This is a genomic window from Streptomyces scopuliridis RB72, assembly GCF_000718095.1.
GTDB lineage: Bacteria > Actinomycetota > Actinomycetes > Streptomycetales > Streptomycetaceae > Streptomyces > Streptomyces scopuliridis.
This window is the reverse complement of sequence record NZ_JOEI01000029.1, coordinates 1-26818: the sequence shown is the minus strand read 5'-3', so window position 1 is coordinate 26818 and position 26818 is coordinate 1. Positions and strand designations below refer to the sequence as shown.

The window sequence follows — 26818 nt, the reverse complement described above, 5'->3', positions numbered from 1 at the left end:
CGGCGGCGACCGGCGCCGCCGGGGGCGCCGCACTGGCCGCGCCGGCGGCCGTACCGGTGAGGACGGTCACCAGCAGCTCAGGTGGGCACCTCCGCGCGTGCCCCGCGGATGCGGAATTCGCTGAAGGAGGACAGCCCGGGGTAGGCGGGATCGGTGGGCGGTCCCGGATGGTCCACCCGCACCTTGAAGTAGCGGAACGACATCCCTTGCACCTCGGGGAGCGTCGGGATCGTTTCCATGGCGTAGTTCGACGCCGTGGTGTCGGTCGTTTCGCGCGAGGTGAGGAGCGTCCAGGTCTGCCCGTTGTCGGACCCGTAGACGTTCGCGCCCTGTGAGCGGTTGCCGAACATGTAGCGGGCCTGAAGACCGAATGCCGTCGGGGTCACGCGGAAGTCCGCTCCGAAGTCCACGGAGAACGGCGCCTTCAGGTCCCCGCTGAAGGTGTTGTAGTCACCGTCGGTGAGATTGCGGACGTTGGTCGGAACGGGAAGGTCGGACGTCACGATCGACGGATAGTCGAGACTGTCATCGTCGGCGAGCGTCGGATTCAGCAGCTTCAGGGACGCGACCGCCGACTGGAGCCTCACCAGAGCCGAGTCGAACTGCCGGTCGGTGTCCGTCTCCATGGATGCCTTGACATCGTCGGCGACCGCGGTGAACGCGTTGAGGGACGCGGAGGTGTATGCGCGCTCGGGGTCGTAGCCGTCCAACGCCCGGTCATAGGCGGCGGCGCGGTTCTTCTCGACGTGGAGCGTTACCTCCAGCACGGTGTCGGTTGAGCCGTCGTCGGCCACCACCAGCAGCCGGTGGGCGCCGACCTGGCGCTGTCCCGGTGTCCATGTGAACGCCCCCGTGGCCGAGGCCAACAGGGCGCCGCTCGGCAGCCCGGAGGCCTCGTAGCTCAGCGTGTCGGCGCTGTTGGCGTCACGTGCCGCCAACGACGTGGCGAAGTCGGTTCCCTTCACCGTCACGAGGGTGGTGGCAGCGCCCTGCGGGAAGACAGGCGGTGAAAGCTCGTTGCCGGCAAGGACGTTGACGTGGTCGAAATCCACGTCGGCGTTGCCGCGTCCCTTGACCGTGTAGTACGCGATGTGGTCGCCGGTCCGGTTGGGCGGCGCGGCGCTGTTCGCCATGTCGTACGTCAGGTACCGCCACTGATTGTGGGTGTTGGGCAGCGTCATCGTGCGGAAGGGCGGAGTGTTCTGGTCCTTGCTGATCTCCAGTGTGGACGTGCCGCTGGTACGGATCGACAACCCGACCGGGCTGGACTTCGTCCGGTCTTGGTAGTGAAGGTCGTGAAGGGCGATCGTGGTGCCCTTGGGTGAGCCGGTCACCCTCGTATACGTACGGTCGCCCTCCGTCCTGACGGACGTCTTGCGGGGGTTGAACGAGACGCTCTTGTCCTCGAATTGCACATGCCGCTCCCCGGCGGGCGGCGGCGCCTGCCCCGCGAGCGGCATCGGGAACGCCAGCCAGAATTCAGGGCCGGTGTCGATACCTCCCCAGAAGTTGCTGAGGCTCCCGCCTCTGTAATACAGGGGACCGTTGGCCTGCCGATGCGCCTCCGCCAGGTACGGCGCCTTCTTCTCCACGTTGACCCCGAGCTTGTACGTGTAGATGTCGTACAACTCGTTGACCACCGTGATGTCGGAGAGGCGCCCGCGGTAGGCGCTCGACAGCGTTCCGGTGCCGCCAGTGAGGTCGACCCACGGCGTTTCGTACCCCAGCATGAACTGGGCGTAGGCGTTGGCGCCGGCGAGGATGCGGTGGTCGAGGAAGGTGTAAGGGGACACCGCGTTCCTGGCGGTCGACGCGGTTCCCGTGACGGGGTCGATCTTCGTTCCCTGCACCGAAACGATGCGGGCGAGTCCGGTGAGGGTGTCCACGTCGCCCCCTGAATGCGCCTGGTCCCGCGTCATTTCCTGATGCTGGACGAAGCTGTATCCGTACGGGTTCAGGGGGTTGTTCTTGTCGACGTGCTTGAAGATGCCGGCGATGGCTCCGTTCTGGTGCTGCAAGGGCGAGGTGGCGTTGACGGTGAACCACTCGACACCCTCGGAGTAGCGCGCACGATTGTCCGTGAAGATGTATCCGGCGAGGGCGCCGACGAGCGGGTACGAGTGTTGGTTGAAGTAGTTGGTGTTCTTGTGCAGGAAGGTCGCCGTCATCGGCGCGATGAGGTTCGTCGTGAGGTTGTCCGTGTCGGCTTCCGTCCAGGCGAGGTTGTAGTCGCCGTAGTCGGCGTCGAAGCTCGTGTAGCGCAGGATTTCGGCGGCCGACAGCAACCGGTACAGCGGGACGCCGGTGTGAATCTGGGAGTCGGGGTAGTAGGCATACTTGGCCGGGTCCATGTGGCTCCAGATCCTGATGATCTTCAGAGCGTTGGCCCGGTACACGCTGTTGCCGGTGATGTAGTAAAGGATCGCCTGTGTATGGGCGCCCCAGGAGTCCTCGATGAGCTTGGACTGCGTACCGGTGCCTGTGAACGCGTCCGTTCCCGGCTGATCGAGGACGGAGCCGGCGTTCTTCGACTTCAGGGTCGGCGAGGCGTAACCCGTCTTGACCATCGCGTCGTAGTGGCTTTTCCATGGCTCGACGCCCGCCCGTACCTGCGCCCTGGCGGTGGTGAGGTCGTCCGCGGTGACACCGATACCAGGATGGCTGAATCCGGCGGCGCTGGTCGACCTCTCGATGGAGACGAGTGTGTCCTTCGTCAATTCCGTGCCGTCGGCCGCTGTTGAACCGGCCACCGCGGCCGAAGTCGTCAAGGGGATGGACAGCAGGAGCAGGGCGATGGCGGTGACTACGGACAGAGCGCCTGTCGAGCGCAGTCCTCTCCGCTGTTTTACCTGCCAGTTCACTTTCCAGGGACGTTCCATGCGGGTCCTCCAGTGCTGGTCGTGATGCTCCTGGCGTGCTGGTCCGCTCACATGAGGCGGCGCGATGCGGCGGGCGAACGCGAGCCGGGGAGGGGCAGTTCGCGCCGCTTCTCGGTGTCCAGCCCCGTCGCGGGCTTCACCGACGGGACGACCGGGCGGCGGAAGGTCTGCTCGGCCAGCACCAGATCCGACGCTTCGTGAGCACCTTAGAAATCGATTGCTAGTTGAGTCAACATCCATGACAGCAGGAGTGGTTGTGGGCTATTCATCTCGCCGCATGATGCCCGTTGAGATACCGCTATACGGGAAATAGTCCCCGAAACTCCTCCCTGGCACGAGCAGAGACCGGTACCACTCCTGTTGGATCGAGAGGCTCAAGGGGCTCAAAGGGGCTCAGGGCTCGGGGGAGACTTCCAGGTCGACGAGCCAACGGGCCAGAAGCGACGCGAGTTCCTCCGGACGCTCCTCATGCAGATAGTGGCCGCAGCCCTCGAACACCTCGACACGCGAGCGCGGGTCTGGCAGCGCGCGGCGAGCCCAGGCGGCGCGGTCGAGGCTCGTCATGACGGTCAGTACGGGGCGCCTCAGCGTGACAAGCATGGCCTCCGCGGCGGCCCGGGGACCGAACGCGCCGGGAGCCAGGTACATGGCGTCCCGCGCCTCCGCCAGGACCCGCGGATCCATGGCCGACATCAACCGCCGGTGGCGCGCTCTCACCCTCCGCGGAGTGGCGCTCGTGTGCGCGCCGTCCACGAAGCGTGCCGCCCACCCGCTGCCCTCGGCACGCAGTTGCTCCTGTTCGCCGGGAATGCGCCGCAGCTCGGCGTCATCGGCGCCGTAGGCGGGGTCCAGCGCCACCAGGCCCATTACGGCGTCGGATCGGGCGGCTGTGAGAGCGACGACGATCTGTGCGCCCATGGAGTGGCCGACGGCGATCACGGGTGGGAGATCGAGCCACGACATCAGCATCGCCAGGTCACCCGCGAAATCGGCAGGAGAGTAGCCGCGGGGAGGCGTGGAGGATTCGCCGTGGCCGCGCAGGTCGGCGGTGATGACCCGGCGTCCGGGTGGCAGTGCCGCCACAACGGGCCGCCACTCGGCGCTGTCGCCGCCCCAACCGTGGATCAGGAGCAGCGGGGTCCCGGCACCCGCATCGGTGCCACTGCCGGTTCCGGTGCCCGTGTCGGTGAAGCGCAGTCGCACGCGGGGCAGTTCAACGTATGGCATGACGGTTCCTCCGCTTCTTGGTGCGACAGCGTTCGCACAGGTCGAGCCCGGAAGGGGAGGGGAGGTCTCGCGCCGCCCGGTCGGCAGGCAGCACTCACCCGTACATCTCCAGATGCAGCAGGACCGCGCTGCCGGCCCGGGACAGGTCCACCGTCAGGACTCCCTCGGTCCGGTCCCAGCGCGCCCCGGCGTCTCCCGCCGCCTCGAAGGCCCGGGACACCGACCCCGCCCGCCCGCACAGCTCGGGGAACGGCAGCGCGCACCGGGAATCGCCGCTCTCACGGCGGACAGCGCTGCCCGGTAGCCGTCCTCGCAGTCCAGGGCCGGCGCGGTCCACGGATCGCGCCGGCCGGGCAGTCCGAGCGGCCAGCGCGGCACGGCCGTGCGCAGGTAAGGACGGTAGCCCATGTACGCGTCCAATGCCGTCCGTACGAGGGCCAGTTGCGCCGGGGACAGCCGGTCGACCCGCCCCTCAGGTGGACGCGGCCGAGCAGCGCCGGTACGAGTGCGAGACCGGTCTCGTCCACGCCGAACTCGCTCTGCGGACAGGCCCACATGGCTCCTTGTTCCGGCAGGACGGCAGCCGGGGCGGCGACGGCGATCGGCGGAAGATTGCGGTGATCCTGTTGGTCGGTGAGGGAGTGGACCGGCAGGCAGGCGAGCGTGGCGTAGTCACCGCGGCTGCCGCCGGCCGCGCAGCTCTCGACAACGAGGCCGGGGTGCCGGTCGAGCCGACCGCGTCCCACCAGCCGTCGGAGTCCGCGTACCAGCCGGCGTCGGTGCAGCAGTACTCCGCGCCCGCCTCGGCCGCGGCCTCCGCGAGCGGCAGGATCGCAGCGGTGCTCGGGTCCGACATCAGGCAGTTGTTGATGTCGTTGAAAACGACGGGCAGGCGCTCGTGATCGGGGTGCGGTCGCAGCAGCGCACGGCGATACCCGGTCATGGCGGCGACCGCGCCCTCGAAGCCGCCACCCGGTACGAGGGCGACCGCGGCCGGAACGCTCTCGAAGGACTCGCCCGGGAAGAGCCGGGCACGCCAGGCGTGCTCACGGTCGGTCGGCCCCGACAGGGCCAGGTACACGTCGTCGTAGCGGTCGCCCAGTTCCGCGTGCCACGCGCCGTTGTGCTCGATCTGCCACAGTGGGGCCCGACCGGTCTCCCCGTCCTCGACGCAGCCCATCGGCAGATGTTCGGCGCTTGACCAGGCGCCGGTGCTGGTGAGGGCGATGCGGTTCTTGGAGCCGGTCTGGCCGTAGCGGACCATGCCCACGTCGGCCGGCCCCGGGTCGGCGCGTCCCGCCGGGGCCGTCTCATGTCGCTGGAGGCGCCGTGCTGCCGCGCACCACGAGGTCGGCGGACAGTTCGATGCGGGACGCCTCCGGCGGGTCGCCCGCCATGATCCTGACCAGCGGCCGCAGCGCGGTGGCGGCCATGTCGGACAGCGGCCGCCGCACGGTGGTGAGTCCGGGTGTGGCCCAGCGAGACTCCGGCAGGTCGTCGAACCCGACCACGCTGACATCGTCCGGCACCCTCCATCCGCGCTCGGCGACCGCCTGGTACGTGCCCAGCGCCATCGCGTCCGAGCAGACGAAGACGGCGGTCGGCGGCTCGTCGAGATCGAGGAGTTCCCCGGTCCGCGGCCGGGCCTCGGCCATGTCGAAGCGGGCGAACTTCTCGTATTCGGGGCGGTGCGGAATGCCGGTCGCGGTCAGCGCCGAGCGGTGACCCGCCATCCTGGCGGTTCCGTGCAACTGCCGCGGACAGCCGCCGATGACCCCGATCCGGCGATGGCCGAGCGCGAGCAGGTGCTCCGTCGCGGTCAGGCCGCCGCGCCAGTCGGCCGCGCCGACCGCTGCCACGTACGGCGGCGGATCGGCCACTGGATCGATCACGACGAAAGGGATGCCCTGCTGCTCGTCGAGCCACGCGTACTGGGAGTCGGTGAGTTCCGCGACGTCGAACAGCACGCCCGCCGATCCGCGCGCGGCTAGGCCCTGTCCGGTCGATCTTCGCGGGCCCGCGACGCCTGGCACCGCACCTCGCTGCGTTGTCGGAGTCGCCCAAGTAGGTCCAGTACATGGGCGATCCTCCGCCTTGCGATGCACGGCACCAGACGCCGCGGGCTGATCCGCGAAGATCGACCGGACAGGACCTAGGCCCTGTCCGGCCGAGCCGGTCCAGTACCTCGGTGACACGACGGCGCGTGTCGGGAGCGACATCCTCCCGGCCGTTCACCACCTTGGAGACCGTGGGTACGGACACCCGTGCCTCCCGGGCCACGACCGCCAGTGTCGGTCCGGCGGGGCCGTCGGCGCGCGTCATCGAGTACCCCTCATCCATGCCTCGCCACGGGTCGTCAGCCATGCCTCACCACGGGCCGTCGAAAGTTTCAGGAGCTGCGGCTGCGACAGGGGGCATTGACCGCTTCGACAACCGGTTTCTACATTAGGGCCGTGCCACAGCGACGTGAAGACCTCGGAGTTCACTACCTGGCGGGGCGCGAAACACCCCGGCTCATCGCACCGATTTCTCGATGACTCATGCCCGTGAAAGGAACTCGTATGACTTCGGGCCGGATCCACAACCCGGTGCTGCCGGGCTTCCACCCGGACCCCAGCGTCGTCCGTGTCGGGGTGGACTACTACCTCGCCACCTCCAGTTTCGAGTGGTTCCCCGGCATACCGGTCCACCGCTCGACCGACCTCGTCACGTGGGAGCCGGCCGGTCATCTGCTGGACCGTACCGAACTGCTCGATCTGCGCGGCGTAGCCGACTCGGCCGGGGTGTGGGCGCCCTCCCTCTCCCACCGTGACGGTCGGTTCTGGCTGGTCTACGGCATCGTCTCGACCGTTGGCTCTCCCTACAAGGACGTCGACAACTACCTGATCACCGCGCCCGCGATCGACGGTCCCTGGTCGGAGCCGGTCTTCCTCAACTCGTCCGGATTCGACGCCTCGCTCTTCCACGACGACGACGGCCGTAAGTGGCTCGTGAATCTGCAATGGGACCACCGCGAGCGGCGTCCCTCGTTCGCCGGAATCGTGCTCCAGGAGTACGACCACGGCGAGCGGGCGCTGATCGGAGAGCCGCGGACCGTGCTCCGGCACGACGAGTTGATCGAGGGCCCCAACCTCTACCGGCGCGATGGCTGGTACTACCTGATGCTCGCCGAGGGAGGCACCGGCTGGAACCACGGCATCCTGATGACCCGCTCCCGCTCGCTGACCGGCCCGTATGAACTCGACCCGCACGGCTCGCTGTTGACCACGCGTGACACGCCCGACTGGCCCCTGCTCAAGGCGGGCCACGGCGAACTGGTCGAGACCCCCGACGGCGCGTGGTACCTGGCGCATCTCGCGTCCCGACCGGTCGCCACGCCCGCGGGACCACGATGCGTGCTGGGGCGCGAGACCTGTCTGCAACGGGTGGAGTGGACCGCGGACGGATGGCTGCGGCTTGCGCACGGGGACGACAAGCCGCGCTCGGAGGTCCCGGCGCCCCGCTCGGCAGGTGCGCACGTCCACAGGACACCGCAGGTCCGTGACGACTTCGACGCCCCCGTGCTGGACGCGAGGTGGAGCACCCTGCGGGTACCCGGCGACGCCTCCTGGCTGAGCCTCACGGAACGCCCCGGCTGGCTGCGGCTGCGCGGCAGACAGAGCCTCCACTCACACTTCGAGCAGAGTCTGGTCGCCAGGCGGCTCACCGCGGTGCGGTGCGAGGCCACCACCGTGCTGGATTTCCGGCCCTCGCACTTCGCCCAGCTCGCGGGCCTGATCTGCTGGTACGACACCACCACCCACTATTACCTGCGCGTCACGCATACCGAGGGGCGGGGCCGGGTGCTCGGTGTCGTCCTGAGTGACGACGGGACCTACCGGGAGTTGGCCGACGACGACGTCGACATCGACGACTGGCCGCTGATCCATCTGCGCGCCCGCTTCGACGAGGCCGAACTGCGTTTCTCGGCCTCACCCGACGGGATCGCGTGGCAGCCCGTCGGCCCGTTGCTCGACGCGAGCAAGCTCTCCGACGATTACGGTGACCGGCTCCGATTCACCGGCGCGTTCGTCGGCGTGTGCGCCCAGGATCTGGGCGGCACTCGCGTGCAGGCCGATTTCGACTGGTTCGAGCTACGCGACTAGCAACCGATTTCTATCTGTCTTTGCGTTCCCGCCCCGTTCCCGCCCCGCCCCCGTACCCGCATGGAAAGGCACTTCCCGATGATCCAACGGTCTGCGGCACGCTTCACCCTCGACCCCGCCTTCGGGATCGGCGAGGTGAACCCGCGTCTGTACGGCTCGTTCGTCGAGCATCTCGGCCGCTGTGTCTACGACGGCCTGTACGAGCCGGGCCACCCCGAAGCCGACGAGGCCGGACTGCGCCGGGACGTCCTCGCGCTCGTCAGGGAACTCGGGGTCACCACGGTCCGCTACCCGGGCGGCAACTTCGTCTCGGGCTACCGCTGGGAGGACGGCGTCGGTCCGCTCGAACAGCGCCCGGTGCGCCTGGATTTGGCCTGGCACTCCCTGGAGACCAACCGATTCGGGCTCGGCGAGTTCATGGACTTCTGCCGCAAGACGGACGTCGAGCCCATGATGGCCGTCAACCTTGGCACCCGGGGCGTGGAGGACGCGGTCCGGCTGGTGGAGTACGCCAACCACCCCGGCGGCACCGAACTGTCCGACCTGCGCATCGCCCATGGTGCCGAGGAGCCGTACGGCATCCGCATGTGGTGCCTGGGAAACGAGATGGACGGCCCTTGGCAGATCGGTCACAAGAAACCGGGGGAGTACGCCCGGCTCGCCCGGGAGACCGCAAACGCCATGAAGATGGTCGACGGCGATCTCCAACTCGTCGCCTGCGGTTCGTCCGGGTTCGGTATGCCGACCTTCGGCGCCTGGGAGGCCGCGGTCCTGGGGGAGTGCTACGAGCAGGTGGAGTACGTCTCCCTGCACTCGTACTACGGCCTGGCGGTGGACGACACCGACCTCGACTCCTTCCTCGCCTCCGCGGAGGACGTCGAGCGGTACATCGAGGGCGTCGTCGACACCTGCGACCACATCGGTGCCAGGCTCAAGTCGACGAAGAAGATCATGCTGTCCTACGACGAGTGGAACGTCTGGCACGTGGAGCGCTCGCCGACGACGCCACCGCCGGAGGACGGATTCCCCTACGCGCCCCGGCTGCTGGAGAACAACTACTCCCTCGCCGACGCGGTGCTGACCGGCTCGCTGCTCATCGGGATGCTCCGGCACGCCGACCGCGTCACGGCAGCCTCACTGGCCCAACTGGTGAATGTCATCGCCCCGATCATGACCGAGCCGGGCGGTCCCGCCTGGCGCCAGACGATCTTCTATCCCTTCGCCCAGGCATCGGCGTTCGGGCGTGGCCGGGTGCTGCGCGTGGAGGCCGACAGTCCCCGTCACACCACCGAACGGTTCGGCGAGGTCGACCTGCTGCATGCCACGGCCGTCACCGACGACGCGACCGGTGCGGTCACCGTCTTCGCCGTCAACCGGGACCGGACCGGTGCACTGCCCCTGGACGTCGTACTGCGCGGCTTCGGCGAGCTGGCCGTCGCCGAGCACCTGGTCCTGGACGGCGACGACCCCGACGCACGCAACACCCTCGACCGTCCCGACCGGGTCACCCCGCGCACCGCGACGGGCGCGACCGTGTCCGGTGACGTGCTCCGCGCTGTCCTCACCCCGCTGTCCTGGAATGTCATCCGCCTCCGTCGCCCGGGGAACGGGTAGGGCGGCCGCGCCACCCCGATCACCCCGAACACCCGATGACCGGAAGAGAAGAGACACCGTGAAGCCCGCGTCCTACCTCGCCGCCGACGACCGGTACAGCAGCGGCAGCAAGGTCGCCCTGCTGAGCGCGCTCAACAAGTTCGCCGACGAACGCGGGCAGACGCTGGCGTAGTTGGCGCTCGCCTGGGTCCTGCGAGACGAGCGGGTCACCTCCGTGCTGATCGGTGCGAGCAGTGTGGCTCAACTGGACCAGAACCTCGGCGTCCTCGACTCCCGGCCCTTCGACGAGGCCGAACTCGCCGAGCTGGAACCGCTGGTGGGCTGCCACACACGTCTCACCGTGTCTCCCCGTGAACCGGGCCCAGGATGTCGAGCGTCCTGGGCCCGGTCCGGTTTCACCGCTGTGTCGACGACAGCACGATGGAGAACTCCGCGGGCGCGGCGAGAAGCTGGTACCGGGGGAGCACACCGGGACCGCACGAGGCGGAGCCGATGCCGTGCACAGCGTGGTCGAGGTGGACCCACACGGTGTCTCCCGGTGCGAGACCGGAGAGGTGCGACGCGGCGTCGAGCCGCTCCGTGGTCCAGCGGCGGGCGGTGAACCAGAAGGCGGGCTCGCCGTCGATCTGTACGGTCGCGCCGCCGCCGGAGAGCTGGGCCCGGCGGACGTCCGGGCGGGCGCCGTTCTCCTGAGGCCGGACGTATGGGGTCTGCATGTCGTCGACCCTCATGCGGTAACGCCCGATCAGTGAAGCGGTGGCGGTGTCGGGGTATGCCTCGCCGGGTCCGCCGCCGAACCACTCGGCGCTGCCGAAGGCGGCCGGAAGGCCGAGCCGGATGCCGAGCCGGGGCAGCGGCACCCGCCAGTCGCCGTCGGGGGTGACCGAGACCGTCAGCCGTAGCCGATCGGTGTCGGCGGTCCACCGGTAGACGGTGCTCAGGCCCAGGGCCGTGCCGGCGGGGGCCACCCGGGTGCGTACGGTCAGCGCGTCCCGCGTCAGCTCGACGCCGTCGACGCGGTGCCGGATCCGGTGCAGACCGAGCTGTCGCCAGAGCCGGTCGTACTGCTGCTCCGGATGCCGGTCCGCCCCCTGGTCGTTGTCGGTGGGCGCGCCATACGTCCAGCCGAGGGCCGGCGAGCGGCGCGGAACCCAGCCGGGTCAGGACGCCGGTATGCGCGTCGAACTCGCCGGGGGCGAGCGCGGGCACGTCCAGCGTGCCCGTGGCGAGCGGCTCGCCGTCGGCCTCGCAGGACCAGACGAAGGCGAGATACGACAGGTCGCGGAAGTCGTGCAGATTGGTGATCCGGACCGTGCCGTCCGCCGCTTTCCCAGCCTCCGTCCGGGAGTACCCCCGACCGATGCGGACGGGCTTGAGGGACGGCTGGAAACCGGTCGCCGTACCGCAGTAGCCAAACGTGTAAGGCATCGATACACAACCCCCATGGTCCAAGGCATGATCTCGATGTCCGGCCCATTGACCCTCTCACCTGGTGCCGCCTAGCGTAGAGATCGGTTGCTATGTTGATCCCAAAGCCGGAGGCCACTGCCTTGTCCGAGCGTCCCGTGGCGTTGTTCGCGATGAGTGCCGACACTCTGCCCAGCGTCTATCCACCCGATCTCATGGACCGGCTCCGGGCCTCGGTGGATCTGGCGCCCGTCCTGATCGCCGAGGACTTCCATGAATCCCGGGCGCGAAGAGCCCTGGCAGAGGCCCAGATCCTGCTCACTGGCTGGGGCTGCCCGCACATCGGCCCCGACGTGCTCGACGCGGCTCCCGGACTGCGGGCCGTTCTGCACGCGGGTGGTTCGGTGAAAGGCATCATGGCTCCCGGCTGGTGGGAACGGGGTCTGGTCGTCTCGTCGGCCTCCGCCGCCAACGCCCTGCCGGTCGCCGAATACACCCTGGGCATGATCATGCTGGCGGGCAAGGACCTGTTCGCGGCGCGGGACCGCTACCGCGCGCGGCGCACCTTCACCCTGGCCGAGATCATGCCCGGTATCGGGAACTTCGGCCGCCGGGTCGGAGTGGTCGGAGCGTCACGGATCGGCCGCCGGCTCATCGAACTGCTGCGGCCCTTCGACTTCGAGGTGTTCCTGGCCGATCCGTATGTCGGGGCGGCCGAGGCGGCGGCGCTGGGTGTCGGGCTGCTACCGCTCGACGAGTTGCTGCGCACCAGCGACATCGTCACCGTCCACGCCCCCGCGCTGCCCGAGACCCATCGCATGCTCGGCCGCCGCGAGCTGCGGCTGATGCCCGAGCATGCCGTACTCATCAACACCGCGCGGGGCAGCCTGGTGGACACCGACGCACTTGTCGAGGAACTGCGACGGGGCCGGATCAGCGCGATACTCGACGTCACCGACCCCGAGCCGCTGGCGTCCGGCTCGCCCCTTTTCGATCTGCCTAACGCCTTCCTCACCCCGCATCTCGCCGGCTCGCAGGGCAATGAAGTGCGGCGCCTGGGCCAGTACGTCGCAGAAGAGCTGGAACGTCTGCTGGCCGGAGTGCCGTTGGTCCACCGGGTGGACCCCGCAGAACTGGAACGCGCCGCGTGACCACCCCGCGCCGCACCGCCCCCGCCCCGCGCGCCGGCCCGGACGGACCAGCAGGACGCGCGTTCCCGCCGATCCACCGCGGTCCACTATCGTAAGGAGATACGCAGGTGCCGGTGGTGGAGGGAACCGATACGTGGAGAAGAACGCGGGGGCCCCGTCCCATCGTGAGTCATCGACGGTCCGGGACGTGGCTGCCCGGGCCGGGGTGTCGGCGTCCACTGTCTCCCGCGTGCTCGGCGGCACCTACCCGGTGGCCAAGGAGACGAGGTCCCGGGTTCTGCGCGCCATGCGCGAGCTGGACTACGTCGTCAACGCGCACGCGCGTGCCCTCGGCGGCGCCGCGAACAAGACCGTGGCGTTCGTCGTTGATGACGTCACGGGCCCCTTCTACGCCCACATCGCGCGCGGCGTCGAAGAGCAGGCTGCCGCCGAGGGGCGGCTGTGCATGCTGTGCACCACCCACGGCGATCCGCAGCGCGTGTTCGCGGTCGTCGAGACGATGCGTGAGCAGCGCGCTGACGCCGTCATCGTCGTCGGCGGCGCCTGGGACGACAAGCCGTACCAGGACCGGATGACGCACTTCGCGCACGCCCTGGACCGGGCGGGCTCGCGGCTTGTCCTGGTCGGCAGACCACCGCTGGGCAAGGGCGTGCCCGCCACTGTCGTGGACTACGACAACGAGGGCGGCGCCTTCGCCATGACCACGCACCTGATCAGCTCCGGCCGCCGGCGGGTCGCCTATCTCGGCCGGGTGCCGGGGCTGTCCACCAGTAGCCAGCGGATCAAGGGCTTCGTCCGCGCCCACGAGATGCTGGGTGTCAGCCACGACGAGGCACTGATGGTGGACGGCACCTTCACCCGCAGCTTCGGTTATCAGGGGATGCGGGAACTGGTCGCGAGCGGCGCCGACTTCAGCGCGGTGTTCGCCGCCACCGACATGGTTGCGGCAGGCGCGCTGCAAGCGCTGCGCGAGGACGGCGTGCGGGTGCCCGAGGATGTCGCTGTCGCGGGTTACGACGACATCCCGACCGCCCTCGACGTGTATCCGGCTCTGACCACGGTCAACATCCCGCACGAGGAGCTGGGCCGTGCCGCGGTACGCCTCGCTCTGCACCGCGACCAATTCCCCGACAGCCAGCACCAGGTGTTCGGGACGCACGTCGTCGTACGTGCCTCCACCCGGCGCTCCGGCGACTGACCGTCGCGCGCCCCCGCGATGACGTGGGGGAGGGTGCGCGCCTGGGCGTGTAGAAATCGATCTCTGGACCCGCGTAGGACTTCCCGCTGCTCCGGTCGCGTAGATCAACCAGATCACGTAGGGGAATTGCCTGTAACAGAGGATTTTCGCGTGCGACATCTTGCTTCGCGCGTGGGGTAGCTCTAGCTTCCGTAGAGACCGATTTCTACGCGGCTCCGGCAAGACCGAGCAGCGGATCGGCTCGGCACACCATGCCCGGATCCCGAGGAGGGGTTTCATGAACCGCAAGCGGGTCGCACTGGCCTCCGCCACCGCGATGGTGTTGTCCGTCGCCCTGGGTGCCTGTAGCGGCGGCGGCTCGGGTGCCAAGGCCGAGGGGCCGGTCACCCTCCAGTGGTGGACCTGGGACGAGGCCAGATACACCGAGCCTGTCGCCGCCAAATTCAACGAGACACACGCCGACGTCAAGATCAAGATTGTCAAGCAGGCGGACAATCCCGGAGCGGCGGCGAACCTGCGCAATGCCGTGGCCTCCGGGAAGGACGTCCCCTGTCTGGTGAAGAACTTCTCGGAGGTCCCGGGGCTGGTCGGCGAGGGCCTGCTCGCCGACATCACCCAGTACCTGGAGCCCTACGCCAAGAAGAAAGATCTCTTCATCGAGTCCTCGGTCCCCGCCGTGGAGGCCGGAGGGAAGTACTACGCCATACCCACCGGATTCCAGCCGTCGTTCATGATGATCAACCGGAAGGTCTACGACACGTACGGGGTCAAGCCCCCGAAAACCTGGAACGACGTCATCACCGCGGGCAAGGAGCTGAAGAAGCACGGGGTCCAGGTGATGAATCTGGCCGGCGAGGACCCGTCCACGCTGGTCAACCTCGTCCAGCAGGCCGGCGGCTCGTGGTACAAGCTCGACGGGGACAAGTGGAGAGTTGCCTTCTTGTCGTCGGAGTCCCTGAAGGCCGCGGACATCGTCCAGCAGCTCGTTGACAACGACGTGGTCGCCAACCAGACCTACACGGACCGCCCGGCGCTGATCAACTACTTCGACTCCGGCAAGATGGTCTCCCTCACCACCCAGACATGGCAGTTGCCGAACTACGAGCTCAACTACAAGAAGTCGCTGGGCGACTGGGAGCCGATCGATCTCCCGCAGTTCTCCGACGCGAGCTCGTTCGTCACCCAGGCGCACAACGCCAACAGCGGTCTGCTCGTTCCCAAGGGCTGCGCCCATCTCAAGGAGGCGACCGAGGCAGGCGTCTGGCTGAACACGTCCAAGGACGCGATCGACGCCTCCTACCAGAAGGACACCAAGCAGTACACGTGGCCGGGCGCGCTCCCGGACCCGTCTCCGTGGGTGGACTCCTCGGTCCCGGACAAGCTCTTCGGGGAGTACAAGCCTGAGGCGAGGGACGTGATCCTCAAGGCGGTCGAGAGCGCCAAGGACTCCTGGGTGGTCGGACCGAACTACACCGGCGTCTTCGCCGAACTCCAGGACCAGTGGGCGAAGATCGTCACCAAGGAGATCACGGCCCGCCAGGCGCTGGAGCACATGCAGACCTTCACCGTCGCCGACCTGAAGTCGAAGCACGTCAACGTCGAAGGCTGATCCGATGACCGCCGCTCAGCCGCGAGCGCCCCGCGCCCCGCACCTGCGCTGGAAGAGGGTCATGGCGCTCAAGGGCGCCTCCCTGACGTTGCCCTTCTTCCTCGGTTTCGCGCTCTTCACCGTGACGCCCATGGTCATGGCGCTCAAGGAGAGCCTTTACCGCAAACAGAGTTCCGGGCTCGGCTTCGGGGACAAGACTGTCGAGTTCGTCGGTCTCGACAACTTCGTGCAGGGATTCGAGGACGCGAAGTTCTGGGCCGGCATGGGACGGGTCGCGCTCTTCGCGGCGCTCAGCATCCCGCTGATCCAGCTGGCCGGAGTAGGTCTGGCACTGCTGCTGGACGCCGCTTCCCAGCGCCTCGCCGACAGGTTCCGCCTGCCCCTCCTCGTGCCGTACATGATCCCCGGCATCGTCGCCACGCTGATCTGGATCTACCTCTACAGTCCGGCCGTCGGACCGCTGACCCCGTTCTTCGACCTCATCGGGGTGCACGCGGATTTCTACAGCGGCTCCATGATCTGGATCTCCATCGGCAATCTGATCGCGTGGAGCAGCATCGGGTTCAACATGCTGATCGTGTACTCCGCGCTACGGGCGGTGCCACCCGAGATCTACGACAGCGCGCGGATCGACGGCGCATCGGAGTGGCGCATCGCCTGGTCGATCAAAGTCCCGCTGGTGCGCCGGTCCCTGGTGCTCACCACCGTCCTCAGCATCATCGGCACCTTGCAGATCTTCAGCGACCCGATGCTGTTCCGGTCGATGACGCCGGAGACCGTCACCCGTGACTTCACCCCCATCATGGGGATCTACGACTGGGCTTTCAGCCAGGGTGAGTTCAACTACGCGGCCGCGCTGTCGATCATCCTCGCGCTCGTCGTCGGCACCGCTTCCGCCCTCTTCTACCGGCTCACGAACAAGGCGCCCACCTCATGACCACGACCATGGAACGGCCGACCGGACCAGCAGCCGCAACGAACTCGCCCGGAAAGCGGGCGCCTGCCCGTCGCCGGCGCACGGAGGCCGGCCACGTCCGGCAGACCAGGCGCACCAAGGCTTTGATCATCACCGGTCTGGCGCTCTTCACCCTTTACTCGCTGGCGCCCGTCTGGTGGCTGATCGTCTCGGCCACCAAGAGCCAGCGGGACCTCTACACCACCAACGGCCTGTGGTTCACGGCCATTCATCTCAAGGAGAACCTCCAGCAGCTCTTCACCTACCAGGACGGCATCTTCCTCCGCTGGATGTGGAACACACTGTTTTACGGCTTTGTGGGCACCGCGGGCATGACCGTCATCTGTGTGGCCTGCGGCTACGCCCTGGCCATGTACGAGTTCCGAGGACGCGGTTTCCTGATGGGCTGCATTATCGGCTCGTTCCTCGTGCCGGGCGCCCTCCTCACCATTCCCTCGTTCCTGCTCTACACCGACCTGAACATGGTCGACACCCCGTCGGCGATCATCCTCCCGAGCTTCTTCAACGCATTCTCCGTATACCTCGCCAAGGTGTACGCGGAGGGTGCGGTCCCGCCCGAACTGCTGGAGGCGGCGCGCATCGACGGCGCCGGCGAGTACCGCATCTTCTTCCGGATCGGCGCGCGGCTGATGTCCACCGGGGCGGCGACGATCTTCCTGCTCGGCTTCGTCGGCATGTGGAACTCGTTCTTCGGCCCCCTGGTGTTCCTGCGCAGCAGCGAGAAGTGGACGGTCATGCTCGGCCTGTACTCCTGGCTGAAGGTCAAGACGGACAGCTCCGTCGACCTCACCGGGATGGTCGTGGCCGGTTCGATCATCTCGCTGATCCCGATGGTGATCCTGTTGGTCTCGATGCAGCGCTACTGGCGCTCGGGTGTCACCCTCGGCAGCCTCAAGTGACCCGCGCCGACGTCGGCGAGCACTCCTTCGCCGGCCCGGTCCCCGTCCATGGTGCGAGCCAGTATCTCGTCCAGGCCGATGCTCTCGCCGAACACTGGGCGCAGCGCGGCGAGTACGGCCGTGCTCCGGTATCTCCGCTGCCGGCCTCACGTCACCTCCGTAGCACCCGATTCGCACGCACCATCTCCGAGGAGTTGTGAATGTCCACGTCCATGTCCCGTCGCTCGGCCCTCCAGGCGGCCGGGGCTTCCGCTCTCGGTGCCGGGCCGACCGGCTCCGCGGGCGCCGACCGGGCGGCCGACGGAACGGCGGACGCGTCGCTGGTCACCTATGCCGTCCCGGCGGGCGCGCCGACCAACGACAGCTTCTCCGTCAAGGTCCGTACACCGGGACGCCCTTGGCGGTCTCTGGGCGTCTACCTGGCCACTCTGAGCATGGTCGACACCACCACCGACATCAGCCTGCTCCAGAACTCCTCCCTGGCGTTCGTCGACTTCTCCGGCAGCATCGAGGTGTTGGCCACCTACACCAAGGCCGCCATCAGGACAGCGCGCGTACGCCCTGACTCGTACGAAATCACCCCGGACGTCCGCAGCGGCACCATCGCCTTCACGCTCGACGAGCCGCGCAATGTCGTCGTCCAGGTCAATGAGGACGTCTTCGACTGCCTTCACCTGTTCGCCCGTCCCCTGGAGACGGATCGCCCCGCGGCGGACGACCCGGACGTCCTCTACTTCGGTCCCGGCGTGCACACCACTGACAGCGGCACCGTGACCGTGGGCTCGGGCCAGACCGTCTATCTCGACGGCGGCGCGGTGCTTACTTCGCGAGTGGTCTTCAAGGACGTACGGAACGCCAGGCTCGCGGGGCGCGGAGTGATCTGGGCGGCACCCGGCGGCGGCGCGACCGTCGAGAGGTCGACGGACATCTCCATCAGCGGCGTGACCATGCTCAACCCCGATGGCTACGCCGTCACGATCGGCCAGTCCCAGCAGATCACCCTCAACGGTATGGCCGCCTTCAGTTCGAAGGTCTGGGGCGACGGCATCGACGTGTTCTCCAGCAGCGATGTCACCATCGACGGTGTCTTCCTGCGCAACGCCGACGACTGCATCGCTCTGTATACCCACCGCTGGGACTACTACGGCGACACCCGCAACATCACGGTCCAGAACTCCACCCTGTGGGCCGACGTCGCGCACCCCGTCAACGTCGGCACCCACGGCAACACAGCCGACCCGGAGGTACTGGAGAACCTGACCTTCAGGAACATCGACATCCTCGACCACCGCGAACCGCAGACGCTCTACCAAGGATGCATCGCCCTCAACCCCGGGGACAGCAACCTCGTCAGAGATGTGCGCGTCGAGGACGTCCGCGTGGAGGACTTCCGGCAGGGCCAACTCATCAACATGCGGGTCATGTTCAACAGGAAGTACAACTCGTCGCCCGGCCGGGGCATCGACACCGTCTACGTCAAGAACCTCACCTACACGGGCACGCACGCCAACCCCTCGCTGCTGGCCGGCTATGACGGGGACCGCCTCATCCAGAACGTCACCTTCGAGAACCTCGTCGTCAACGGTGTCGTGATCGCCGACTCGATGGAGAAGCCGGGCTGGTACCCGACCTCGGACTTCGTGCCCATGCACGTCAACGAGCACGTGAAGAACCTGACGTTCCTCACCTCCGCGGAGGCGGCCACGTGACCGTCGGCCGTCCATGGTTCGTTCGTCCCACGTCGCCAGGCGCTTCGACCGCGTGCCCCCACAGATCCCCCACCGATCACCCGAAGAATGGAGACGCACAGAAATGAGCCGCGACACCGACATCACCACACACCGCATGTCCCGCCGCAGCCTCCTGCGTACCGCCGGCGGGCTGGCCGCCGCGGGCGCCCTCGGCGGTGCCACCGCAGCCCTCAACGGAAACACCGCCGGCGCCGCGCCCGCGACGTTCACCCACCCCGGCATGCTCCACGCCTACGGAGAGCTGAACCGGGCCAAGGTGCAGGTCGCCGCGGGCAAGGACCCATGGCTGTCCGGCTGGAACCGGCTGACCGCCAATTCGCACTCCGCCAGCTCGTGGAAGGCCAACCCGCAGGCGACCATCATCCGCGGCGGTACCGGCGAGAACTACGGCATCCTCTACAACGACATCCACGCCGCCTACCAGAACGCGCTCCGCTGGAAGATCGCGGGGACCACCGCCCACGGCGACACCGCGCGGGACATCCTCAACGCCTGGTCGGCCAAGCTCACCAGCCTCGCCGGCAATGCCGATCGGTTCCTCGCCGCCGGGATCTACGGCTACCAGTTCGCCAACGCGGCCGAGCTCATGCGCGGATACTCCGGCTTCGACCTCAACCGGTTCAAGACGATGATGCTCAACGTCTTCTACCCGATGAACAACGATTTCCTGCTCCGCCACAACGACGCGTGCATCACCAACTACTGGGCCAACTGGGATCTGTGCAACATGAACTCGATCCTGGCCATCGCGATCCTGTGCGACGACGGCGCCAAGTACGATCAGGCCGTCAACTACTTCAAGAACGGGGCCGGCAACGGCTCCATCAACCGCGCCGTACCGTTCCTGTATGACAGCCAGGGGCTCGCCCAGTGGCAGGAGTCCGGGCGCGACCAGGGCCACACCATGATGGGCATGGGTCAGATGGGCGCCTTCTGCGAGATGGCCTGGAACCAGGGCGACGACCTGTACGGCTACGGCAACAACCGCTTCATGAAGGCGGCGGAGTACGTCGCCAAGTACAACCTCGGAAACACCGTCCCGTTCACCACGTACACCTGGGGGACGGGCCAGAACTGCGCGCAGATGTCGCAAACCGTGATCTCCGACAATTCGCGCGGGCAGGTCCGGCCGGTATGGGACCAGCTCCACTATCACTACGCGGGCCGCCGCGGCCTCTCGGTGCCGTACATCACCCAGATGGCGGGGAAGGGCCGCCCCGAAGGCGGCGGTGGTGACTACGGTTCCGCCAGCGGAGGCTTCGACCAACTCGGCTTCGGCACCCTGATGTACGCCAGGTAACCGCTCCGCCGACCACCGACCGGTCAGTCCTGGAGTGGGCCGAGACCGGTCTTCCCGCAGATCCACGGCCTGCGCGCCAGTAGCGCCTGACCGGCAAGGGGGTAAACCTCGGCCCGCGATGCTACGTGTCCGAGGCCGGATCGTTCTCGGCAACGGTGTGCGCATCGGTGCGCACAGCTCTTTGCTCGGGTTCAACCACGGCTTCTCTCCCGCTCGCCCCCGCCCCAACTGTCCGGTGCCGAGCACACCGAGCGGCTGTGTGCCCTGCAGGATCCCACCACCGGACTGGTCCCCGAGTACGCCCCCGACGGAGGTCCTGGAACACCGCCCGCCCCGGCATCCGACGGTTGGGCCGACGACGGCGCCGCCGGGTATCACGTGCTGTCGGTGGGCTGTGCCCTGGATCTGCTCGGCGCGCGCTTCGCCTCACTCGCGGCTCCTTCGCCCAGTTCGACGTGCGAGCTCCGTACGCCGAGCAGACGGTGGACACCGTGATGGCCCACGGCCGGGATCCGCGCTGGTTCGCCCCCGGGCGCGAGAACGCTTGCGATGTGCTCGACGTGGCTCACCCGTTGTGGCTCGCGGGGCGACAGAGCCGCCACCGTGCCGCCGATGCCCGCGCCTGGGCGGAGGAACGGCTGACACGGGCCTGGACCGCCGGCGGGACGGTGCCGACTTCGGCCCGGCAGGCGAGGGGAGCGGAGGTCCCGGTCGCGAACCCGGTCTGCAGGGGCCCGAGATGTGGCTCGCCATCATCTGGCTGTCGGCCGGCATAGTGGGTCTGGCGGACCGGCTGGGCTACCGTCCCCGTGGCGTCCACCGCCCGGAGCCGGGCCCTTCGATGGAGTTGAGCCTCCCCTCTCGCGTAGCGAGCGCGGGGCGGAGGTAGTAGCGCCTCACCCTCGCGCTGGTGAGCGTTCCGGATCCCGTCGCCTCACCCGCGGCCGTCGTACGCGCGAGCGACGTGGTGATGGTGGCCGTCGTCGACGCCGACCGGGCCCGCACGGCGATTGACGGCGAGGGCGGACCGCTGTCCGATGGTGTGCCCCAGCGGCCCGCCGGGATGCGCACAGAGATCCGCGAGGTCGAGTTCCTCAGGTGCGAGGAAATGGGCTGTGCGCTATATGCACAGGGTGTGCGCAGGGCGCTTGAGGTGAGGTTAACGTAGGCGAAACACCTTGGCGGCACAGGCCTTGCGGCGTCCTATCGCCGTACGCGGCAGCATGCGCCCCGTGCAAAGGAGCACGCATGGCAGACCCTCAACCGACCACAGCGCCCGACCTCGATCCCCACCGGAACTCCCGGAAACGCAATGCCATGGCCGCGGTGGTGGGATCGGTACTGGAGTGGTACGACTTCTTCCTCTTCAGCACATCCGCGGCGCTGGTATTCAACAAGATCTTCTTCTCCGGCGAGTCGGAGTTCGTGGCGACGCTGGCGTCGTTCGCCACGTTCGCGGTGGGGTTCGCGGCCCGCCCGGTCGGCGGGCTCATCCTGGCCCACCTGGGCGACCGGTGGGGCCGTAAGCCGGTCCTCCAGATCACCCTGGTGCTGATGGGGGTGGGCACACTCGCCATCGGGTTGCTGCCGACGTATGCGCAGATCGGCATCTGGGCACCGATCCTGCTGGTGTTCTGCCGCATCCTCCAGGGGCTGGGCGTCGGCGCGGAGCTCGGCGGCGCTTACGTGTGGACCACCGAGAGCGCCAGGCCCACCGAGCGCGGTTTCTACGCGGCCCTGCCCGGCGGCGGCGAGTTCCTGGGAGTGGTGTGCGCGTCCGGTGCGATGGCGATCGTGTCATCGATGGACGAGGAGAAGTTCCTGAGCTGGGGCTGGCGCCTTCCCTACCTCGCCTCGGTCGTCGTGGTGATAGCCGGTTTTCTCCTGCGGCACATGGCCGACGAGAGTGAGACGTTCAAGGAGGCGGTCGCGGAGGGCAAGAAGGAGAAGATGCCGCTGGCCGCAGCCGTCCGCGGTCATCGCAGGACCATTGCGCTGATGATCGGCGCCGGCTGTGCCACTGCCGTCGCGTCGTACTCCATCCAGGGCTATCTGCCGGCGTACACCACCCAGCAGTTGGGGATGCCGGCGAATGTGGCGGTCATCGCGATCACCATCGCCGCGGCCGTGTCCGTCTTCGGCGTACCGCTCTGCGGCTGGCTCTCCGACCGTGTCGGGCGGCGGCCTCTGATGATGGGCGGTGGGATCGCGATAGCGCTGTTCGCGGCGCCGTTCTGGCTGCTCGTCGGGACGAAATCGCTGCCCGTGATCTCCATTGCCGTGAGCCTTGCGTTCGCTGTGATGCTCAATTCGCTGATTTTCGGTCCCGCGGGCTCCTTCTACTCCGAACTGCTGCCGACCGAGGTGAGGTTCACCGGCCTGGTGCTCGCCCGCGAGAGCACGGCCGTGCTGTTCTCCGGCACCGCGCCGTTCATCGCCACCCTCCTGGTCCATGCCGGAGGGGGTAGCCCATGGCTGCTCGCCGGCTACATGGCACTCTCGGGAGTTATCACCGCCATTTCGGTGCTGCTGCTACCGGAGACCGCGCCCCGCGCGCTGCGCCGCAAGGCGATCAAGTCCGGGGCCAGTGACGGCAGCACTCCGATCGACGTCGAATACGCAGAGGTGTAGAAGAAGTGTCAGACCACGAAGTCCTTTGCCTCGGGGAGGCCATGGTCCTGGTGACGCCCCGCCACGGTCAGCGGCTCGCCACGGCCCGCGAGGCGGCCATCGGAGTCGCGGGTGCCGAGTCGAACGTGGCACAGTATCTCGCCGATCTGGGCCACCGGGTGGCATGGGCGAGCCGGGTTGGCGGCGACCCGCTCGGCGACAGAGTGCTTACCGCAGTCGCCCGGCCCGGGGTCGACGTGCGCTATGTCGAGAGGGATCCGTCCGCCCCGACGGCCGTCTATTTCAAAGACCCTTCCTGCGAAGACGGCACCCGGGTCCACTACTACCGGACCGGGTCCGCGGCGTCCCGGCTCACACCCGCGTACCTGGACACGGTCCCGATTGCCCCGTCACGTCTGGTGCACCTTTCGGGAATCACCGCCGCGCTGTCTGCCAGCTGCGCGGAGACCGCTACGGCCCTGTTCGATCGTGCACGTGAGGCCGGGGTACTCCGCTCGTTCGATGTCAACTACCGTCCGGCGCTCTGGAGTACCGAAGACGCTTCTGCGCCGCTGCTCACCCTGGCCCGGCAGGCCGACGTCGTGTTCGTCGGGCTCGATGAGGCGGCACATGTCTGGGGCACCACTACCGCCGAGGAGGTACGCGACCTGATCGGACCGTCGGTGAGCGTAGTAGTGAAGAACGCGGAGGTCGGCGCGGTGTTGTTCGAACCGGGCGCGGACACGGGCACGTTCGTCCCCGCCGAGCCGGTCGAGGTGGTCGAGCCGGTCGGAGCGGGAGACGCGTTCGCGGCGGGCTACCTGTCGGCCTGGCTGCGGAACGATATCCCGGCTGACAGGCTGCGTCTGGGGCACCGCGTCGCCGCGTTCGCGCTCAGCTCGGTCGAGGACCACGCTGACGCCACGTCCCTGCGCCGCCCGGCACTCGACCAGGACGGAGCGGGTCGGTGAGCCAGGCCGTCGAGCGAGCCATCCAGATCCTGGAGATGCTCAGCCAGGGCCCGCAGCATCCGGCCGCGATCGCCGAACGGTTCGGTGTGCACCGGACCACCGCACTGCGTCTGCTCCAGGACCTCTGCCAGGGCGGACTCGCCCGTAAACGAGAAGACGGCACCTTCGCCGTCGGATACCGCCTCGCCGGACTGGCGGCAGCCGCCCTGGAACAGTTCGATCTGCGCGCGAGCGCGCACCCGTTCCTTGCCGAGCTCGGCCGCAAGCTCCGGCTCACGGTGCACATCGCCACCGTCGACGACGGGCGCGTGATCTATGTCGACAAGATTGAACCGCAGGGCACCGTACGGCTGTACTCGCAGATCGGAAAGCCGGTCGTGCTGCACAGCTCCGGTGTCGGCAAGGCGATCCTGGCGTTCATGCCCGACCACGAACGCGATCAGCTGCTGGACGGTTACGTCTACGAGCGTTTCACCGACGCCACGGTGACCACGGCCGACGCGTTCGCCGCTCGGCTGCGCGAGGTCAGGGCGCGGGGCTGGGCCGAGGACGACGGGGAGTACGAGTCGTTCGTCAATTGTGTGGCCGTCCCGGTCCGGGACGGCACCGGAACCGTACGCACGGCCATCTCGGTGACGGCGCTGAAGGCACAGACCGACCTCACCGTCCTGCACACGCATCTGCCGGCCATCAGGCACACCGCACAAACCATCTCTCGCACACTCGGGTGGACCCAATGAACACCGCATCCGGACAGCTGTTCCAGGGCGCGTTCGACGAGCTGCCGCTCATGGCCATCCTGCGCGGCTTCGACGTCGCACGCACGGTGGAGGTGAGCCGACGGGCGTGGGGCGCCGGCATCCGGCTCGTCGAGGTGCCCATACAGAGCGAGACCGCTGTGGCCGCGCTGCGCGCCGCGGTCGAGGCCGGCGAGGAGCGCGGAGCCGTGGTGGGCGCCGGCACGGTGACCACCGTTGAGAGGGTCGAGCAAGCGGTGAAAGCGGGCGCGGGCTTCACCGTGGCTCCCGGATTCTCCCGCGAAGTCGCCGAGGCGTCACTCGCGGCGGGCCTGCCGCACCTGCCGGGCGTCGCGACCGCGTCGGAGATCCAGCAAGCCGAGTCCCTCGGGCTCACCTGGCTCAAGGCGTTCCCCGCGGCCGACCTCGGTCCGGGCTGGATCGCCTCGATGCACGGTCCGTTCCCACAGGCGCGCTTCGTCGCGACCGGCGGCATGAATCTCACCAACACCATGGAATTCCTCGGCGCCGGCGCCGCCGCGGTGTCACTCGGGTCGGCACTGGCCGACCCTGACCAGTTCGCACAGCTGCCCGAGCTCATCGAGGCGATCACAGGAAAGGCGGATCAATGAAGATCGTGGCACTGGAGACCTTCTCCGTGGTACCCCGCTGGCTATTCCTTGCCGTACGCACAGACGAGGGCGTCACCGGCTGGGGCGAGCCGGTCGTCGAGGGCCGTTCGGCGACCGTCGCCGCGGCCGTCGAGGAACTCTCGGACTACCTCATCGGCCAGGACCCGTTCCGTATCGAGGACCACTGGCAGGTGATGACGAAGGGAGGCTTCTACCGGGGCGGGCCCATCCTCTCCAGCGCGGTGGCGGGCATCGACCAGGCTCTGTGGGACATCAAGGGCAAGGCCCTCGGCGTGCCCGTGTACGAACTGCTCGGCGGCGCGGTACGCGACCGGGTGCGCACCTACTCGTGGATCGCCGGTGACGAACCGGACCGGGTCGCCGAGCACGCGCTGGAACGCATGCAACAGGGCTTCGACGCGGTCAAGATGAACGGCACCGGGAAGGCCCGCGCCCTGGAGTCCAAGGCCGAACTCGACCTGCTGGTAGGGCGCGTCGCCGCCGTACGCGAGGCGATCGGCGACGCGGCCGACATCGCCATCGACTTCCACGGGCGCGTCTCACCCGCAGTCGCCCGCGAGGCGTTGCGCCTGCTGGAGCCACTGCACCCGCTGTTCGTCGAAGAGCCGATCGTGCCCGAACTGACCGCGGACTTCGGGCGGATCTGCTCATCCACGACGGTGCCGATCGCCACCGGGGAGCGGCTTTACTCGCGCTGGGACTTCCGCGATCTGCTCGGTTCGGGGATCGCGGTCGCGCAGCCGGACCTGTCCCACGCCGGCGGCATCTCCGAGGTACGCCGGATCGCCGCGATGGCGGAAGCGTACGGTGTGGCGCTCGCCCCGCACTGCCCACTCGGCCCGATCGCGTTCGCCGCCAGCCTCCAGATCGATTTCGCCAGCCCCAACGCGCTGATCCAGGAAACCAGCCTGGGCATCCACTACAACACCGGAGGCGGCTCCGATCTCCTCGATTACCTGGTCGACAAGAGCGTCTTCGACTTCGCCGACAGCCACATCAGCCGGCCGACCGCGCCGGGGCTCGGCATCGAGATCGACGAGACCGCCGTACGCAAGGCCGCCGAGGTGGGGCAGCGTTGGCGCAATCCCGTGTGGCGCAACACCGATGGATCTCTGACCGAGTGGTAGACCGGGCAGCAGGGAAAGAGACATGAAAGCGTGTATCGCCTACGGGGCAGGCGATCTGAGGGTCGATGACCTGCCCGCCCCGCACATCACCGAGAACGAGATCGCCGTCCGTGTCGTCTGGATGGCCTCTTCGGTCCATTCGGCCTGCATGTGGCGAATCTGGCCGAGGAGTTCACCGATGCGGGTCCGCTGGGTGAGGATCTGGGCGTGAGCGGCCTTGAGCGCTTCCTCGGCGTTCAGCGCACGTTCGCGCCAGGTCGCAATCGCGCTCGTCGCCCTGATCGGCGAGCATCTGGGACCGGTGGTCTCCGGTCTCGGCCATTGCGATAGCGACGGCGGCTCTGGCCTCGGGGTTGTCATAGAGGAAGGTGCGGGAGAGCTCCCTCACCGTGATGCGGCAGCAGCCCGCGCGAGGAGGACTGTCCGTGCGGGTGGCGGTTCGGTGGGCACGGTGGACGCCCTTCACGGGTCATGGGTTTGGGCGGCGTAGTGCCCTCGGGAGGATGAACCACAGGCCGGTGAACATGGTGAGTGTGGCAGCCGTGATCGTGACGGCGGCGGTCA

Annotated in this window: 21 protein-coding genes and 3 pseudogenes; 17 read left to right on the top strand and 7 right to left on the bottom strand. The window is 68.1% G+C overall.

The genetic code is table 11. The features are described 5' to 3' along the window. Positions 1 to 77: 77 nt before the first annotated feature. From IF11_RS0129360 to IF11_RS38265, 6 genes and pseudogenes are all read right to left on the bottom strand, one after another. Positions 78 to 2861 carry a discoidin domain-containing protein gene (locus IF11_RS0129360; protein ID WP_157848458.1) on the bottom strand — a complete coding sequence of 928 codons (2784 nt, stop codon included), beginning with the start codon at positions 2859 to 2861 and terminating at the stop codon, positions 78 to 80. Positions 2862 to 2926: 65 nt separating this feature from the next. Next, positions 2927 to 3061, bottom strand: coding sequence for a hypothetical protein (locus IF11_RS42790; protein WP_280521093.1), 135 nt, complete (start codon positions 3059 to 3061; stop codon positions 2927 to 2929). A 211-nt stretch (positions 3062 to 3272) separates the two neighbouring features. Then, the gene (locus tag IF11_RS0129350; RefSeq protein WP_030354786.1) at positions 3273 to 4106 is read right to left on the bottom strand and encodes an alpha/beta fold hydrolase; all 834 of its coding nucleotides are present in this window, start codon (positions 4104 to 4106) and stop codon (positions 3273 to 3275) included. A 94-nt stretch (positions 4107 to 4200) separates the two neighbouring features. Further along, complete coding sequence (locus IF11_RS42785) at positions 4201 to 4326, bottom strand: hypothetical protein (protein WP_280521091.1); 126 nt, start codon at positions 4324 to 4326, stop codon at positions 4201 to 4203. Between the two features lie 252 nt (positions 4327 to 4578). Then, positions 4579 to 5370: an alpha-galactosidase gene (locus tag IF11_RS0129340; RefSeq protein ID WP_030354785.1), complete on the bottom strand. Its 792-nt coding sequence runs from the start codon at positions 5368 to 5370 to the stop codon at positions 4579 to 4581. Positions 5371 to 5416: 46 nt separating this feature from the next. Further along, positions 5417 to 6428, bottom strand: a pseudogene (locus IF11_RS38265) (substrate-binding domain-containing protein). A 239-nt stretch (positions 6429 to 6667) separates the two neighbouring features. On the opposite strand from IF11_RS38265, the gene IF11_RS0129330 reads away from it, so the two are divergent. The 3 genes and pseudogenes from IF11_RS0129330 to IF11_RS42430 form a co-directional block, all read left to right on the top strand. Then, on the top strand, positions 6668 to 8251 hold the full coding sequence (locus IF11_RS0129330) for a glycoside hydrolase family 43 protein (RefSeq protein WP_030354783.1): 1584 nt from the start codon (positions 6668 to 6670) through the stop codon (positions 8249 to 8251). Between the two features lie 78 nt (positions 8252 to 8329). Further along, positions 8330 to 9865, top strand: a complete 1536-nt coding sequence (gene arfA / locus IF11_RS0129325) for an arabinosylfuranosidase ArfA (RefSeq protein ID WP_030354782.1) — start codon at positions 8330 to 8332, stop codon at positions 9863 to 9865. A gap of 172 nt (positions 9866 to 10037) precedes the next feature. Then, positions 10038 to 10163: pseudogene (locus tag IF11_RS42430) on the top strand (aldo/keto reductase); the annotation flags it as partial. A gap of 97 nt (positions 10164 to 10260) precedes the next feature. Here the strand turns inward: IF11_RS42430 and IF11_RS39535 are convergent. Beyond that, positions 10261 to 11254 (bottom strand): annotated as a pseudogene (locus tag IF11_RS39535) (beta-galactosidase small subunit family protein); the annotation flags it as partial. Positions 11255 to 11415: 161 nt separating this feature from the next. Here IF11_RS39535 and IF11_RS0129310 point away from each other — a divergent pair. The 14 genes from IF11_RS0129310 (at position 11416) to IF11_RS41080 (ending at position 26465) form a co-directional block, all read left to right on the top strand. Continuing rightward, positions 11416 to 12423, top strand: a complete 1008-nt coding sequence (locus IF11_RS0129310) for a hydroxyacid dehydrogenase (protein WP_030354780.1) — start codon at positions 11416 to 11418, stop codon at positions 12421 to 12423. Positions 12424 to 12610: 187 nt separating this feature from the next. Then, positions 12611 to 13621, top strand: a complete 1011-nt coding sequence (locus IF11_RS0129305) for a LacI family DNA-binding transcriptional regulator (protein ID WP_244888262.1) — start codon at positions 12611 to 12613, stop codon at positions 13619 to 13621. A gap of 277 nt (positions 13622 to 13898) precedes the next feature. Further along, positions 13899 to 15230: an ABC transporter substrate-binding protein gene (locus IF11_RS0129300; protein ID WP_030354778.1), complete on the top strand. Its 1332-nt coding sequence runs from the start codon at positions 13899 to 13901 to the stop codon at positions 15228 to 15230. 4 nt (positions 15231 to 15234) lie between these two features. Beyond that, the gene (locus tag IF11_RS0129295) at positions 15235 to 16167 is read left to right on the top strand and encodes a carbohydrate ABC transporter permease (protein ID WP_244888261.1); all 933 of its coding nucleotides are present in this window, start codon (positions 15235 to 15237) and stop codon (positions 16165 to 16167) included. Then, positions 16164 to 17105, top strand: a complete 942-nt coding sequence (locus IF11_RS0129290; RefSeq protein ID WP_030354776.1) for a carbohydrate ABC transporter permease — start codon at positions 16164 to 16166, stop codon at positions 17103 to 17105. Before IF11_RS0129295 ends, IF11_RS0129290 begins: the two co-directional genes overlap by 4 nt. A 200-nt stretch (positions 17106 to 17305) precedes the next feature. Next, the gene (locus tag IF11_RS0129280; RefSeq protein ID WP_030354774.1) at positions 17306 to 18814 is read left to right on the top strand and encodes a glycosyl hydrolase family 28 protein; all 1509 of its coding nucleotides are present in this window, start codon (positions 17306 to 17308) and stop codon (positions 18812 to 18814) included. Positions 18815 to 18917: 103 nt separating this feature from the next. Then, a complete protein-coding gene (locus IF11_RS0129275) occupies positions 18918 to 20156 on the top strand; it encodes an alginate lyase family protein (protein WP_030354773.1) in 1239 nt (412 codons plus the stop codon). A gap of 910 nt (positions 20157 to 21066) precedes the next feature. Next, entirely contained in the window at positions 21067 to 21324 is a 258-nt protein-coding gene (locus IF11_RS0129270; protein WP_030354772.1) for a hypothetical protein, read from the top strand. 80 nt (positions 21325 to 21404) lie between these two features. Further along, positions 21405 to 22787: an MFS transporter gene (locus IF11_RS0129265; RefSeq protein ID WP_063759258.1), complete on the top strand. Its 1383-nt coding sequence runs from the start codon at positions 21405 to 21407 to the stop codon at positions 22785 to 22787. 5 nt (positions 22788 to 22792) lie between these two features. Further along, entirely contained in the window at positions 22793 to 23737 is a 945-nt protein-coding gene (locus IF11_RS0129260) for a sugar kinase (RefSeq protein ID WP_030354770.1), read from the top strand. Further along, on the top strand, positions 23734 to 24477 hold the full coding sequence (locus IF11_RS0129255) for an IclR family transcriptional regulator (protein WP_030354769.1): 744 nt from the start codon (positions 23734 to 23736) through the stop codon (positions 24475 to 24477). The genes IF11_RS0129260 and IF11_RS0129255 overlap by 4 nt, the downstream gene beginning before the upstream one ends. Next, positions 24474 to 25106: a bifunctional 4-hydroxy-2-oxoglutarate aldolase/2-dehydro-3-deoxy-phosphogluconate aldolase gene (locus IF11_RS0129250; protein ID WP_051746340.1), complete on the top strand. Its 633-nt coding sequence runs from the start codon at positions 24474 to 24476 to the stop codon at positions 25104 to 25106. The genes IF11_RS0129255 and IF11_RS0129250 overlap by 4 nt, the downstream gene beginning before the upstream one ends. Then, entirely contained in the window at positions 25103 to 26254 is a 1152-nt protein-coding gene (dgoD, locus tag IF11_RS0129245) for a galactonate dehydratase (protein ID WP_030354767.1), read from the top strand. The genes IF11_RS0129250 and dgoD overlap by 4 nt, the downstream gene beginning before the upstream one ends. Before the next feature lie 22 nt (positions 26255 to 26276). Beyond that, the gene (locus tag IF11_RS41080; RefSeq protein ID WP_030354766.1) at positions 26277 to 26465 is read left to right on the top strand and encodes a hypothetical protein; all 189 of its coding nucleotides are present in this window, start codon (positions 26277 to 26279) and stop codon (positions 26463 to 26465) included. Positions 26466 to 26818 lie beyond the last annotated feature (353 nt).

What these genes read in the sequence shown, in the direction of transcription:
- IF11_RS0129350 (WP_030354786.1), bottom strand. Translation starts at nt 4,106, where the DNA reads ATGCCATACGTTGAACTGCCCCGCGTGCGACTGCGCTTCACCGACACG.
- IF11_RS0129340 (WP_030354785.1), bottom strand. Translation starts at nt 5,370, where the DNA reads ATGGTCCGCTACGGCCAGACCGGCTCCAAGAACCGCATCGCCCTCACC.
- IF11_RS0129330 (WP_030354783.1), top strand. Translation starts at nt 6,668, where the DNA reads ATGACTTCGGGCCGGATCCACAACCCGGTGCTGCCGGGCTTCCACCCG.
- arfA (WP_030354782.1), top strand. Translation starts at nt 8,330, where the DNA reads ATGATCCAACGGTCTGCGGCACGCTTCACCCTCGACCCCGCCTTCGGG.
- IF11_RS0129300 (WP_030354778.1), top strand. Translation starts at nt 13,899, where the DNA reads ATGAACCGCAAGCGGGTCGCACTGGCCTCCGCCACCGCGATGGTGTTG.
- IF11_RS0129295 (WP_244888261.1), top strand. Translation starts at nt 15,235, where the DNA reads ATGACCGCCGCTCAGCCGCGAGCGCCCCGCGCCCCGCACCTGCGCTGG.
- IF11_RS0129290 (WP_030354776.1), top strand. Translation starts at nt 16,164, where the DNA reads ATGACCACGACCATGGAACGGCCGACCGGACCAGCAGCCGCAACGAAC.
- IF11_RS0129280 (WP_030354774.1), top strand. Translation starts at nt 17,306, where the DNA reads ATGTCCACGTCCATGTCCCGTCGCTCGGCCCTCCAGGCGGCCGGGGCT.
- IF11_RS0129275 (WP_030354773.1), top strand. Translation starts at nt 18,918, where the DNA reads ATGAGCCGCGACACCGACATCACCACACACCGCATGTCCCGCCGCAGC.
- IF11_RS0129265 (WP_063759258.1), top strand. Translation starts at nt 21,405, where the DNA reads ATGGCAGACCCTCAACCGACCACAGCGCCCGACCTCGATCCCCACCGG.
- IF11_RS0129250 (WP_051746340.1), top strand. Translation starts at nt 24,474, where the DNA reads ATGAACACCGCATCCGGACAGCTGTTCCAGGGCGCGTTCGACGAGCTG.
- dgoD (WP_030354767.1), top strand. Translation starts at nt 25,103, where the DNA reads ATGAAGATCGTGGCACTGGAGACCTTCTCCGTGGTACCCCGCTGGCTA.
- IF11_RS41080 (WP_030354766.1), top strand. Translation starts at nt 26,277, where the DNA reads ATGAAAGCGTGTATCGCCTACGGGGCAGGCGATCTGAGGGTCGATGAC.